The following is an 11841-nucleotide window of genomic DNA, read 5'->3' on the forward strand; positions in this document are numbered from 1 at the left end:
CTTCGCTCCGCTCGCAAAGACGGTGGTGACTGACAACCTCGCTTCTGTCGCCGAGCAGGTCGTTTCGCTTGCGCGCAACCTTGTTTCGCGCGTGGGCCGCCCCATAACCCGGCTCCTGAAGCCAGGATGGGACCCCGATGAAGCACCTCAGCAAGACACTCGCCGCCGCCGGCCTGACGGCCCTGCTGTCGAGTGCGGCCTTCGCCGCGCAGGTCGAGCGCGTCCGCGGGACCGTCGACAAGGCCGACGGCGGCACGGTCACGATCAAGACCGACGACGGCAAGACCGAGACCGTCGACGTGAGCGGCGCCAAGTTCGCCTGGGTTGTCCCGTCGAGCCTCGACGCGATCAAGGACGGCGTCTTCATCGGCACCGCCACCAAGGGCGAGAACCCGATGACCGCCCTTGAGGTCGTGCTCTTCCCCGAGTCGATGCGCGGCACGGGCGAGGGCCATTACGGCTGGGATGCGATCACCGACCACACCGCGGGCGCCGGCGCCAAGGTGAAGAGCGCGATGACCAACGGCACGGTGAAGGCCGAGTCGTCGAACGCCCCGAAGGTGAAGAGCGCGATGACGAACGGCACCGTGAAGGCCGACAAGGCGGCCTCGGGCGGCGAGCGCACGCTGACGGTGAGCTACGGCAAGGACGGCTCCAAGGAGATCGTGGTGCCGGCCTCGGCGCCGATCGTGGCCTTCGAGCCCGCCGACAAGGCGATCCTGACCCCCGGGTCGAAGGTGTTCGCCGTGGTCGCCAAGGACGGCAGCAAGGCCGAGGGCAAGCTCGTGGCGGTCGGCAAGGACGGCCTGACCCCGCCCATGTGAGGGCGGCAGCCGCTGCGGGCGCCGGACAGACCGGCGCCCGCAGCGGCGGTCCATACGGCCTCCGGACGGCGCGTTGACGAGGAATCCGCATACAGTCGGCGCCGGACTGGATTAAAATCGACGTCTCAGCGTGTCGCGCGCTGGCACCCTGCACACAAATCGCGCATCGTCCGCCGCCGCGAGGCCCGCAAACGAGGCCGCGGCGGAGGAGTCCATCATGGGTGCTGGAGTGGCAGGCGCGATCGCGCCTGAGGGAACGCCGAGTCTGTTGTCGCGCGAGCGGATCGTCGCCAAGCCGGGCTTCAACCGGTGGCTGGTGCCGCCGGCGGCGCTGGCGATCCATCTCTGCATCGGGATGGCCTACGGCCTGTCGGTGTTCTGGCTGCCGCTGACCCGGGCGCTCTCCGTGGGCAAGCCGGCGCCCGCCGCCTGCCCCGACATGGGCGTGATGACGGCCCTGTTCACCACCACCTGCAACTGGCGGGTCAGCGACCTCGTCACGGTCTTCTCCATCGGCATCGTCGTGCTCGGTCTCTCGGCTGCCCTGTTCGGCGGCTGGCTGGAGCGGGCCGGACCGCGCAAGGCCGGCATCGCGGCGGCCCTCTGCTGGGGCGGCGGCTTCCTGATCGGCGCCTTCGGCGTCTACATCCACCAGCTCTGGCTGGTCTGGCTCGGCATGGGCCTGATCGGCGGCATCGGCCTCGGGCTCGGCTACATCTCGCCGGTCTCGACCCTGATCAAGTGGTTCCCGGACCGGCGCGGCATGGCGACCGGCATGGCGATCATGGGCTTCGGCGGCGGCGCGATGATCGGCTCGCCCCTGGCCGACAGCCTGATCAAGAGCTTCCGGACCGCCGATTCGGCCGGCGTCTGGCAGACCCTCGCGGTGATGGGCGTGGGGTACATCCTGTTCATGCTGGGCGGCGCGTTCGGCTACCGGGTGCCGCCGGCCGGCTGGCGCCCGGACGGCTGGACCAGCCCGACCGCCAAGAACGCCATGATCGCTTCGGGGCACGTCCACCTGCGCGACGCCCACAAGACCGTCCAGTTCTGGATGATCTGGCTCGTCCTGTTCCTCAACGTGTCGGCCGGCATCGGCGTGCTGGCGCTGGCCTCGCCGATGCTCCAGGAGATCTTCGGCGGCGAGCTGATCGGCCTGCCCGGCACCGGCTTCTCGGCCCTCGACGCCGGCCAGAAGGCGCAGGTCGCGGCCATCGCGGCCGGCTTCGTCGGCCTGCTCTCGCTGTTCAACATCCTGGGCCGGTTCTTCTGGGCCTCGATGTCGGACCGCATCGGCCGGAAGGTCACCTACGCGATCTTCTTCGCCCTGGGCGGCCTCCTGTACGCGGCGGCACCCTGGGCCGCCGGCATCGGCTCGCAGGCGCTGTTCGTCGCGATCTTCTGCGTGGTCCTGTCCATGTACGGCGGCGGCTTCGCGACCGTGCCGGCCTACCTCGCCGACGTGTTCGGCACGCAGTTCGTGGGCGCCATCCACGGGCGCCTGCTCACCGCCTGGTCGATGGCCGGCATCGTCGGGCCCTTCGTCATCACCAAGATCCGCGAGGCGCAGGTCGCCGCGGGCGTGCAGGGGGCCGATCTCTACGGCCGGACCATGTACGTGCTGGCGAGCTTCCTGGCGGTCGGCTTCCTCTGCAACCTGCTCGTCCGGCCCCTGGCGCAACGCTGGTTCATGTCCGATTCCGAGCGGGCCTCCCTGGACGTCCGCGCCGGCGCCACGGCCTCGGGGCCGTCCGGCTCCTTCGGGATCGGCCGCGGCGGCTTCAGCGCGGGGGCCGCGCTGGCCTGGGCGGTGGTCGGCATCCCGATCGTCTGGGGCATCGGCATCACCCTGTCGAAGGCGTTCATCCTGTTCCGCTGAGCGGGCACGCTCGGTTGTGGCGGGCCCGGCGGGCCGCTAGGTTTCCGGCGCCTCGCCGTGCCGGGATGCCTTCGTCGTGATCGACAAGCTGGACTTCCTGCTCGCGCTCGCGCGCGAGCAGCATTTCGGGCACGCCGCCGAAGCCTGCGGCGTGACCCAGCAGACCCTCTCGGCCGGCGTGAAGCAGCTGGAGAACCGGTTCGGCGTGCAGCTCGTGCTGCGCGGCTCCCGCTTCCAGGGCTTCACCCCCGAGGGCGAGCGGGTCCTCGAATGGGCGCGGCGCATCGTGGCCGACGCGCGGGCCATGCACGAGGAGGTCACCGGCCTGCGCCGGGGCCTGACCGGCCATCTCCGCATCGCCGCGATCCCGACGGCGCTGCCGATGATCGTGAACCTCACGACGCCCTACCGCGAGCGGCACCCGGACGTGCGGCTGACGGTCGAATCGGCCACCTCCGCCGACATCTTCTCGCTGATCGAGAACCTGGAGGCGGATGCGGGCCTGACCTACCTCGACAACGAGCCCCTCGGGCGGGTGATCTCCGTCCCGCTCTACCGGGAGCGCTACCGCCTCGTGACGGCGATCGGCGGGCCCTTCGAGGGTCGCACCAGCGTCACCTGGGCCGAAACCAGCCGCCTGCCCCTCTGCCTGCTCACGCCGAACATGCAGAACCGGCGGATCATCGACCAGCAGATCCGCGAGGCGGGTGCGGATCCCGCCGCGACCCTCGAGTCGAACTCGATGATCGTGCTGCTGACCCACGTGCGCACCCTGCGCTGGGCCTCGATCATGCCGGAGAGCCTGGTCGACGCCCTGGGCCCCATGGAGGGCGTGCGCACGATCCCGATCACCGCACCCGACCTGGAGCACACGATCGGCCTCGTCGCCCCGCGGCGCGAGCCGTCCACGCCGATGGTGACGGCGCTCGTGGCTATCGCGCGGTCCCTGGCACGGACGCTCGATCCGGATCTGGCCGCGCCGGGCCCTTCCTGAGCGGTCGGCTCCGGGCGCGGGCCGGAACGCGGCGTTCCGCGAGCAAGCCGCGGGTCGCCCGAAGCGCGTACACCGGCAGCGTCAGGACGCGCCAGAGCGCGAGGATCGCCGCGGTGATGAGAATCGCCAGCAGGATCCGCTGCATCGAACCCGCCCTCCAACCGCCGAGCTGGCCGAGAACGCGGGCCGGTGATCGGCCGGCGGGTCGGGCAGCGTCCGGGACGAGCGACGGTTAACGAGTCGTGCTGGCGCCGGGCTGTCGGCCGGCCAGGTCGCGGTTCGGGAGATCCCGGCGACGCCGTGCGCGGGAACGCGCTGGGCAAGGAAAAAGCCGCCCCGTCTCCGGAGCGGCTTCCCGTGGGCGGTCAGGCCGCGAAGCGGCCCGCGGCCTTACTTGATCTTGGTACAATTCCCATGAAATTCGAGGGTGCCGCCTGAAACGAGCAAGCGACTGTTTTGTAATCGCTTTGCGTCTCAGCTTGTTTCGCCGCCATCCGTCCTGTAGCGTGGATCTGTGACCCGGACGTGACCCGGGAAATGGCTCGCGAGGCGCGGTTGCCGGCTCAGATGTTGACGGATGCGCAGGTGCGATCGTTGAAGGCTGACGGTGCATCGCGCCTGATGATCTACGACGCCAAGGCTCAAGGCCTCTGCCTGCGTGTCTCTGCCTCTTCGAAGTCGTGGAGTTTCATCTACCGCCCGAAAGGCAGCGCCAAGCAGCGGCGGTACACGATCGGTGACTATCCCAGCTGGAGCCTGGCCCAGGCCCGCGAGAAGACATTCGCGCTTCGCCGGACTGTCCAGGAAGGCGGGGATCCCGTGGCGGCCGCGCAGGAGCGTATCGCGGCGCTCACGGTCGCCGGCTTCATAGAGCGGTACATCGAGCGGTACGCCAAGAAGAAGCTGCGCTCCTGGCGCGATTACGAGGGGTTGCTCAATCGCGACGTTGTCCCGGCGCTCGGGCAGCGCCGAGCCGAGGAGCTGACCCGTGCCGAGGTGGCAAACCTGCTCGATAAGATCGCGGCCCGCGCGCCGGTTGTCAGCAACAGGGTCCTGAACACACTGAGCGCCGTCTACTCCTGGGGCGTCTCCGAAGGGCTCGTGCCATCCAATCCGGTCACCGGCCTGAAGCGCCGGCATCTGGAAGCTCCCAAGGAGCGGTATCTGTCGGACGAGGAGATCGTAGCGTTCTGGAACGTGACCGAGTCCGCGGCGCCAGCTTACCGAGACACGTTCAGGCTGATCCTGCTGACCGGTCAGAGGCCAGGCGAGTGTGCTGGCATCCGAGCGGAGGAGGTCGATCTCGCTACCGAGATTTGGACGCTGCCCCCCTCTCGAACGAAGAACGGTCGCCAGCACAAGATCCCATTGGTCGGTAGGGCCCTGGAGATCGTGCGCCGGCTCCGTGCGGATCGATCGGCCGGAGCGCTGATCGTCAGCCCTCGCGGTAGACTGATCACGCCTCAGAACCTCGCCAAGGCCTTCGAGAACTTACGGGAAGGCGTCTTCGAGACGAACGTGACGCCGCACGATCTGAGGCGCACAGCCGCGACGCTGCTTGGGAAGCTCAGCGTCGGGCGCCTTACCCAAGGGTATGTGCTCAATCACGTGAGCACGACCAAAAGCTCGGTGACGGGCTCTGTGTACGATCAATATGATTATATTTCCGAGAAGAAGATAGCATTGAGAGCGCTGGACGCGCAAATCATCGCGCTTATTGAAGGTGGCGAGATGGCTTCAAACGTTATTGCGCTGAGAGTGTGAGATGGGCCGCGTCGCACATCTCGAGACTCAATGGGAGGCCAAGAACCTGCGCCGGAACGGCGAGAAAGAGGAATATGCGCACCCTGTAAGTTTTCGAAATTTGACGAGCGAACTTCAGGTGCTACGTCGATTGACATTTGATAAAAGAATTTTAGATGCAATAAGTCTTGTAGACCAGGTATGTAAGGAGAATGGTCTGGTCGATAATCAGGGGCGTTGGAGGAAAAGCCAGCGACCAATTGATGAGCTTCCATCACCAGATATAGCGAGGAAAGCGTCTCAGCTGATCCTTATGGGAATCAGCAAGCGAGAAGCGTTCGCTACCGTCGCGGTCCGATGCTCAGTCCGTGCCGCCAGCTGGGAAGCGGCAATCGCCCAAGTGAAGAGGGCTTGGGAAAAGGGGCGGCCGCAAATTGCCCAATCGGAATCGGACAGGACGGGGGTGCTCAGGAATCCATAGTTAGACATCTGGAGGGTTCCCAAAAATCCTATGACAGCCTGAAAAAGCCTGCACATTGTTCGTGTCGCCCGACGAATGGAGCGACGCGATGGAACAGAGAAAAGGATTGGTTCGCTGGCCGCAGGTGCGTGAGCGGACCGGGCTCAGCCGCACCACGGTGTGGCGGCGGGTCAACGAAGGCAGCTTCCCCGCCCCTGTTAGGATAAGCGCGCAGCTCGTGGCGTGGCGCGCTGCCGATCTCGATGCCTGGGAAGCATCGCTGCAGCCGATCGGCACCGCTGGCTCAAAGGTGGCGGCATGAGAGCGCCCGGCACCCTTGCCAGAGATCGTTGCGTCTATGATGGGCGGCGCCTCGTCGGCACCGTCCGCAACAGTACCAGCGGCGTCCTGGCGTTCGACGCCGACGGCAAAGTGATCGGGACATTCGCCGATCAGAAGCTGGCGACAGCAGCTCTCATACGGATGGGAGAGGGCCCATGAGGGTCCTGCCTCCCCTTGCCGACCTCCGGCGCATGAAGCGGCCGGACCTCGTGGCGACACTGAATGCGTGCGCTCGTCACCACCGGGAAGAGATCGCCCGGATCCAGGCGGTGAGTGAGACCGCCCTGTCTCCCAATGCGCGAACATCCCTCGTGCAGCACCGCCGAGGTCTCAGCAAGGTGCTGCTGCGGGCCAGTCTTGCCAGGATCAATGTGGGAGGTGCGCCATGACCGCTGATCTGAAGGAAGCCTTCCACGTCGCTGCCGTTCGCTTCGTCGGCTGGCGCATCGCGAACGAGGTGCAGTCCCAGTGGGGCATCATTCACAATGAGCTGGGGCGGCGCGCTTATGAGCTCGAGCCGATGGTGGAGTTCTTCGGACGCGCATTCTCGGCCTCCGAAATATGCGCTCATGCGGCGGTGCTGAATGGCCCGCTGCCCCCGCACATCCGCGATCTGTTCGTAGTGATTGAAGACCGAATTGGCGATCCGATCCCCGAGACATACCCCGAAGCCGTTGAGGCGCTGGAAGCGGCCATCGACGTCGAGCACGACCGTCAAAAGGAATACCCGCTGACGGAGCTGCCGATGGTCGAGAAAATTCGGGCTCGATCCTTTGAAGAAGGCGCAGCAGCCATCGTCAAGGCCGTCCAGGGAGCTGCAAAGGCATGAGCGGGCTGATTCTTCCCTTTCCGCGGTCACGGGATCGCGGGTTCATACGCCGCCATGCTGGCCTGATGGCCAGTGCGCCAACTGCGGCGAAAGCCGAGGCTCACCTCCAACGGCAACTGCGGATTCAACGCGAGACACTGATGCGGCGCGGCGTTGATCCGGAACGTATCGAGGCCGAGCTGATCGCGATCGCCGGCAACATCCGCGCGGTGGCCTGCGGCCTCATGCTGGCACCAGGAGGGGCGGCATGACCGGTGCGCAAATTTTCGCTCGTAAGGTCGATGCCACCGGCCGCTCGACCTCTCAGCCGGCGAGTTCAAAGGATCGCAAGCGCAATCGCCCACCTGAGGGGCCATGGGTATGGTTCACCTCGGAAATGATGGAGAGCCCCGCATGGCGAGCTATGTCGTTGAACGCTCGCTTGGTCGTTGATCGCATCACCGTCGAGCATATGGCGCACGCCGGCACGCAGAACGGAGCGCTTCCCGTCACCTTCGACGACTTCGAACGGTTCGGGATCCGCCGCGGCAGCATCGCCGCGGCGATCCAAGAGGCGGCAGCAATCGGCTTTGTCGATATCGCAGAACAGGGCACGCGAGGCTGGGGGGCCTTCAAGGGCCGGGCGACGCGCTTTCGTCTGGCATGGCTCCCGACTGCGGCCGGTGACCCCGAAACGACTCGGTGGCGGCGCTTCACAAACCTCAAAGAGGCTCAGCGCATAGCCTCGCAAGCTCGCCAATCTGGCGATACTCGGCGAGCCTCGAAGAAGGCTTTGCCAGTCACGCAGCCTATGAGAGTGGCCGCGGAATAAATTCAGAAGCCAGTGACGCTGGCGTAACTGTTCCCAGTGACGCACATGGAACTGTTCCCAGTGACGCTAGCGTAACTTCTGTGTCCAGTGACGCTGCTGTTACTACTATTAATATCTCCGGGGGGACTGGGCTGGCGGGCAGCGCGACGCGGGAGGCCTTCGCCACGTCAGCGGCGATCCTGTCTGCATCGTCTTCCCGCCGATCGAGCCCGCCCACTCCTCTGTGTCCGCAATCCGGCTGGCGGCTTCTGCCTTGTCCTGCTCGACGATGATCCAGCTTTCCCCCATAGCCTTGCCAATCGGTGCGAAATGCCCGCTCACATCAAAATCGTTTCCGACCTCCTAGCCAAGGCCGAGCCATCTGACGGCGCGCCAGGAAGCCCTGGGCAGCGGATTTTCTGGGTCGTGCTGTGCGATGACGACGGTGAATGCGTCATGGCGGACAGCTTCGATTACGGTCAGGCGATTGTCGCGGCCCATGATTGCGCGGATGATGGTGGGGCGCGTCTCGAGATCAGGGATGAAGTGATCTGATCCGATCGCAAGCTCGAGGCTGCTCGCCCCTTTCGCCAGCTCGCTGAAGTGCGACGCCGAATGCCAGGACGGCCGATTGCATTCTGTTCGCCACTGGACAGCCAGGAACTGAGAATGCCAGCCTACGGCTTCCGTATCGCACTGAGCGGCATCGCTCGATAAGCGCAGCGGGAGGTTCGCCGATGCTCGATCAGCTCGTCGTGGCGACCAGCCTCTCGATTTCATTCACGCTCGGTGCCATCGCGATTGCGCAAATCGGGCCGTTCGCGGAACGAGCCACACCAGTGCTGGCTTCGGTTGCGATCGGCCTCGGGATGCTAGCGCTGATCGGGGGACTGTCTCAGCTCAATGCAGAAGGTCCAGCTGTCTCTCAGGCGGAAGCGCGGCCGGAATTCGGGATGAGCTGGCGACCACCTGCGCGCAGGCCCCTCGATCACACCGAGCAACGTCCGTAGCCACGTGCGATAGCTCTTATCTATTGATTCTATCGATGATATGGCACGTCGTCTATCGATGGGAGTGATGGATATGCGTCTCGATCTGTTCAGCGACGGCGTATTGATGAGCGTAAGCGCTGTTTGGGCGGCACCTTCCGGCAGACGGTGTGAAGGCGACATACGGAGCGGAATGGGAGCTCCGTCACATGTCAATGTCAGGGCGTATGGCNGTAAGCGCTGTTTGGGCGGCACCTTCCGGCAGACGGTGTGAAGGCGACATACGGAGCGGAATGGGAGCTCCGTCACATGTCAATGTCAGGGCGTATGGCTATGTCGGAGCCGATCCGGCGCCTGGAGCTATTCACCGGGGCCGGTCGGCGGCGGACGTGGTCGGATGAGGAGAAGGCGGCCATCGTGGCCGAGAGCGATGAGCCAGGCACCTCGATCAGCGCGGTGGCACGCCGACATGGACTGAGCGCCTCGCAGCTGTTCACGTGGCGCCGCCTGATGCGTCAGGCTGGGAGGCACGACGGCGAGCACCCACTTCAGTTCGTGCCGGCCGTGATGAGTGCGGGACCGCAGGAGCCGACGTCTGCCGAGCTGAGCCCCGAGCTGAGGGAGCGATGCGGCGGCCACAGCATCGAAGTTGAGATCGCAGGCGCCACGGTCCGCATCACTCAGGGCGCGAGCGCGGCTCAGATCGCCGCGGTGATCCGGGCGCTGAAGGTTTGCCCATGATCGGGCCCTCCGGCGCGGTGCGCGTGATGCTGGCCACCCGGCCGGTGGACTTCCGCAAGGGCATGGACGGACTGGCCGCTCTGGTCCGGGACGCGATGGGCGCGGATCCGTTCTCCGGCACGGTCTACGTGTTCCGGTCAAAACGCGCCGACCGGGTGAAGCTCCTGGTCTGGGATGGAAGCGGGCTGGTCCTCGCGACCAAGCGTCTGGAGGCTGGCCAGTTCTGTTGGCCGAAGATCGAGGACGGCGTGGTCCGGCTGAGCGCGGCGCAGCTCGCGGCGCTCGTCGAAGGCCTGGACTGGAAGCGCGTCCATGCGGCGCGTGCCGTGAGCGTGCCGGCGGTTGCCGGCTGAGCAAAAAGACTGGCAGATGGTCTTCATCGCGGTGGTAAGTCACTGGCGGATCTGCTCTAATCCACTTCGTGGCCGCGCCTGCTTCGCCCTCGTCCGACGATCCCGAGACGCTCAAGGCACTGCTCGCCGAGGAGCGCGCCGAGAACGAGCGGCTGCGCCAGATCATCCTGGCCATGCAGCGCCACCGCTTCGGCCGCCGCGCCGAGAGCCTGCCGGAGGATCAGCTCCTGCTCGGGCTCGAGGAGGCCGAGCAGGTCGAGGCCGCGGGCTTTGCCGCCGAGGAGAGCGAGCCCGCCAAGGAGGCCCGGAGGGTCAAGCGGCGCACGAACCGTGGGACGCTGCCCGCTCACCTGCCGCGGGTCGAGTGCGTGGTCGATGTCGACAGCACCGCCTGTCCATGCTGCGCAGGGACCCTGCACCGGATCGGAGAGGACGTCTCCGAGCGTCTCGACGTGGTGCCGGCTAAAGTACGGGTGCTGGTGATCCGGCGCCCGCGCTACGCTTGCCGCGCCTGCGGGGACGCGATCGTGCAGGCACCCGCGCCGGCGCGGCTGATCGAGGGCGGTCTACCCACCGACGCTCTGGTCGCGCAGGTCCTCGTCTCCAAATACGCCGACCACCTGCCGCTCTATCGACAGGCGCAGATCTTCGCCCGCCAGGGCGTCAGCCTCGACCGCTCGACGCTGGCCGACTGGGTCGGACGCGCTGCCTTCCTGCTCCGGCCCGTGCACGAGCGGCTGCTGGAGACGCTCAAGCGCTCGGGCAAGCTGTTTGCCGACGAGACCACGGCACCGGTGCTCGATCCGGGCCGCGGCCGCACCAAGACCGGCCAGCTTTGGGCGTATGCCCGCGACGACCGGCCCTGGGGCGGGACGGATCCGCCCGGCGTCGCCTACATCTACGCCCCGGATCGCACGGCCGGACGACCGATCGCGCATCTCTGCGGGTTTGCAGGCGTGCTGCAGGTCGACGGCTATGCGGCCTACGAAAGCTTGGCCAAGGGCGGCGCAGTGCGGCTGGCCTACTGCTGGGCGCATGTGCGTCGGCAATTCTATGATCTCGCCGCCGCCTCGCCGATCGCGACGGAGACGCTCTCCCGCATCGCCACGCTCTACCGGATCGAGGCCGAGATCCGCGGGCGCTCGGCCGAGGAGCGACAGGCGGCCCGGCAGGAACGAAGCCGGCCCGTGGTCGATGCACTGGAGGCGTGGTTGCGGGAGAAGCTTGCCCTCCTGAGCCGTAAGAGCAACTTGGCGGATGCGATCCGCTACGCCCTGAGCCGCTGGGCGGGGCTGAGCCTGTTCCTCGATGATGGGCGCGTCGAGATCGACTCCAACACCGTCGAGCGCGCGATCCGGCCGCTGACTTTGAATCGGAAGAATGCCCTGTTTGCGGGATCGGACGGCGGGGGCGAGCACTGGGCGGTGATCGCCTCGTTGATCGAGACCTGCAAGCTCATCGGCGTCGAGCCGCAGGCCTACCTGACCGACGTCATCACCCGCATCGTCGACGGCCATCCGCAGCGGCGCCTCGATGATCTGCTGCCCTGGGCCTACCCGAGCACACCCACGCTCCAAGCCGTGGCCTGAGAAGGCCGCGGCCCTGGCGCGTCAGTCGGCCCGTGTGAACAGGGTCCGAAACAGCGCCTCGGATTGGCGCAGGCCCTCGTCGGTCAGCACAACCGACTTGGCGCGTCCGACCGGGTCGGCGATCAGCCCCTTGGCGTGGAGACGGCCAAGCACCTCCCAGTCAAAGCCCTTCCAGGCCCGACGCTCGTCGTGGAGCGTCAGCCACAGAAGGGCGAGTACCGCCTCGTCGATGCGCTCCTCGTCGACCGCCATCCGCGCAGTTTAGCACGCCGCGCTCAGACCGGGCGTGGTGCCAGCCGATCGGTTAC

At 66.5% G+C, this 11841-nt stretch carries 14 protein-coding genes; 13 read left to right on the forward strand and 1 reads right to left on the reverse strand.

Features of this window, described 5'->3' with window-relative positions:
- Positions 1 to 137 precede the first annotated feature (137 nt).
- From ASG32_RS12070 to ASG32_RS12110, 13 genes are all read left to right on the forward strand, one after another.
- On the forward strand, positions 138 to 824 hold the full coding sequence (locus ASG32_RS12070; RefSeq protein WP_056526073.1) for a hypothetical protein: 687 nt from the start codon (positions 138 to 140) through the stop codon (positions 822 to 824).
- A 217-nt stretch (positions 825 to 1041) separates the two neighbouring features.
- Positions 1042 to 2703 (forward strand): OFA family MFS transporter, encoded by a 1662-nt coding sequence (locus ASG32_RS12075; RefSeq protein ID WP_056526077.1) that lies wholly within the window; start codon positions 1042 to 1044, stop codon positions 2701 to 2703.
- Positions 2704 to 2779: 76 nt separating this feature from the next.
- Positions 2780 to 3697, forward strand: coding sequence for a LysR family transcriptional regulator (locus ASG32_RS12080; RefSeq protein WP_056526079.1), 918 nt, complete (start codon positions 2780 to 2782; stop codon positions 3695 to 3697).
- A 567-nt stretch (positions 3698 to 4264) separates the two neighbouring features.
- Positions 4265 to 5461, forward strand: coding sequence for a site-specific integrase (locus ASG32_RS12085; RefSeq protein WP_199866102.1), 1197 nt, complete (start codon positions 4265 to 4267; stop codon positions 5459 to 5461).
- Positions 5462 to 6009: 548 nt separating this feature from the next.
- On the forward strand, positions 6010 to 6222 hold the full coding sequence (locus ASG32_RS32390) for an AlpA family phage regulatory protein (RefSeq protein WP_082557836.1): 213 nt from the start codon (positions 6010 to 6012) through the stop codon (positions 6220 to 6222).
- A 405-nt stretch (positions 6223 to 6627) separates the two neighbouring features.
- Positions 6628 to 7071, forward strand: a complete 444-nt coding sequence (locus ASG32_RS12090; RefSeq protein ID WP_056526085.1) for a hypothetical protein — start codon at positions 6628 to 6630, stop codon at positions 7069 to 7071.
- Positions 7068 to 7322 (forward strand): DUF6074 family protein, encoded by a 255-nt coding sequence (locus ASG32_RS33805; protein WP_157861941.1) that lies wholly within the window; start codon positions 7068 to 7070, stop codon positions 7320 to 7322. Before ASG32_RS12090 ends, ASG32_RS33805 begins: the two co-directional genes overlap by 4 nt.
- Complete coding sequence (locus tag ASG32_RS12095) at positions 7319 to 7882, forward strand: hypothetical protein (RefSeq protein ID WP_157861942.1); 564 nt, start codon at positions 7319 to 7321, stop codon at positions 7880 to 7882. Before ASG32_RS33805 ends, ASG32_RS12095 begins: the two co-directional genes overlap by 4 nt.
- A 309-nt stretch (positions 7883 to 8191) precedes the next feature.
- Positions 8192 to 8416: a hypothetical protein gene (locus tag ASG32_RS33810; protein WP_157861943.1), complete on the forward strand. Its 225-nt coding sequence runs from the start codon at positions 8192 to 8194 to the stop codon at positions 8414 to 8416.
- Between the two features lie 182 nt (positions 8417 to 8598).
- On the forward strand, positions 8599 to 8871 hold the full coding sequence (locus ASG32_RS33815) for a hypothetical protein (protein WP_157861944.1): 273 nt from the start codon (positions 8599 to 8601) through the stop codon (positions 8869 to 8871).
- A 312-nt stretch (positions 8872 to 9183) separates the two neighbouring features.
- On the forward strand, positions 9184 to 9591 hold the full coding sequence (locus ASG32_RS12100; RefSeq protein WP_244491900.1) for a transposase: 408 nt from the start codon (positions 9184 to 9186) through the stop codon (positions 9589 to 9591).
- Positions 9588 to 9944 carry an IS66 family insertion sequence element accessory protein TnpB gene (gene tnpB / locus ASG32_RS12105; protein ID WP_056526094.1) on the forward strand — a complete coding sequence of 119 codons (357 nt, stop codon included), beginning with the start codon at positions 9588 to 9590 and terminating at the stop codon, positions 9942 to 9944. Before ASG32_RS12100 ends, tnpB begins: the two co-directional genes overlap by 4 nt.
- Before the next feature lie 68 nt (positions 9945 to 10012).
- The gene (locus ASG32_RS12110; protein ID WP_056526097.1) at positions 10013 to 11533 is read left to right on the forward strand and encodes an IS66 family transposase; all 1521 of its coding nucleotides are present in this window, start codon (positions 10013 to 10015) and stop codon (positions 11531 to 11533) included.
- Between the two features lie 21 nt (positions 11534 to 11554).
- Here the strand turns inward: ASG32_RS12110 and ASG32_RS12115 are convergent, their stop codons facing one another.
- Positions 11555 to 11785, reverse strand: coding sequence for a DUF6429 family protein (locus ASG32_RS12115; protein ID WP_056526100.1), 231 nt, complete (start codon positions 11783 to 11785; stop codon positions 11555 to 11557).
- Positions 11786 to 11841 lie beyond the last annotated feature (56 nt).

The sequence above is a fragment of the Methylobacterium sp. Leaf361 genome (assembly GCF_001424445.1).
GTDB lineage: Bacteria > Pseudomonadota > Alphaproteobacteria > Rhizobiales > Beijerinckiaceae > Methylobacterium.

Coding starts and splice junctions, on each gene's coding strand:
- ASG32_RS33805 (WP_157861941.1), top strand. CDS start 7,068: ATGAGCGGGCTGATTCTTCCCTTTCCGCGGTCACGGGATCGCGGGTTC.
- ASG32_RS32390 (WP_082557836.1), top strand. CDS start 6,010: ATGGAACAGAGAAAAGGATTGGTTCGCTGGCCGCAGGTGCGTGAGCGG.
- ASG32_RS12095 (WP_157861942.1), top strand. CDS start 7,319: ATGACCGGTGCGCAAATTTTCGCTCGTAAGGTCGATGCCACCGGCCGC.
- tnpB (WP_056526094.1), top strand. CDS start 9,588: ATGATCGGGCCCTCCGGCGCGGTGCGCGTGATGCTGGCCACCCGGCCG.
- ASG32_RS12090 (WP_056526085.1), top strand. CDS start 6,628: ATGACCGCTGATCTGAAGGAAGCCTTCCACGTCGCTGCCGTTCGCTTC.
- ASG32_RS12075 (WP_056526077.1), top strand. CDS start 1,042: ATGGGTGCTGGAGTGGCAGGCGCGATCGCGCCTGAGGGAACGCCGAGT.
- ASG32_RS12100 (WP_244491900.1), top strand. CDS start 9,184: ATGTCGGAGCCGATCCGGCGCCTGGAGCTATTCACCGGGGCCGGTCGG.
- ASG32_RS33815 (WP_157861944.1), top strand. CDS start 8,599: ATGCTCGATCAGCTCGTCGTGGCGACCAGCCTCTCGATTTCATTCACG.
- ASG32_RS12115 (WP_056526100.1), bottom strand. CDS start 11,785: ATGGCGGTCGACGAGGAGCGCATCGACGAGGCGGTACTCGCCCTTCTG.
- ASG32_RS12070 (WP_056526073.1), top strand. CDS start 138: ATGAAGCACCTCAGCAAGACACTCGCCGCCGCCGGCCTGACGGCCCTG.
- ASG32_RS12085 (WP_199866102.1), top strand. CDS start 4,265: ATGTTGACGGATGCGCAGGTGCGATCGTTGAAGGCTGACGGTGCATCG.
- ASG32_RS33810 (WP_157861943.1), top strand. CDS start 8,192: ATGCCCGCTCACATCAAAATCGTTTCCGACCTCCTAGCCAAGGCCGAG.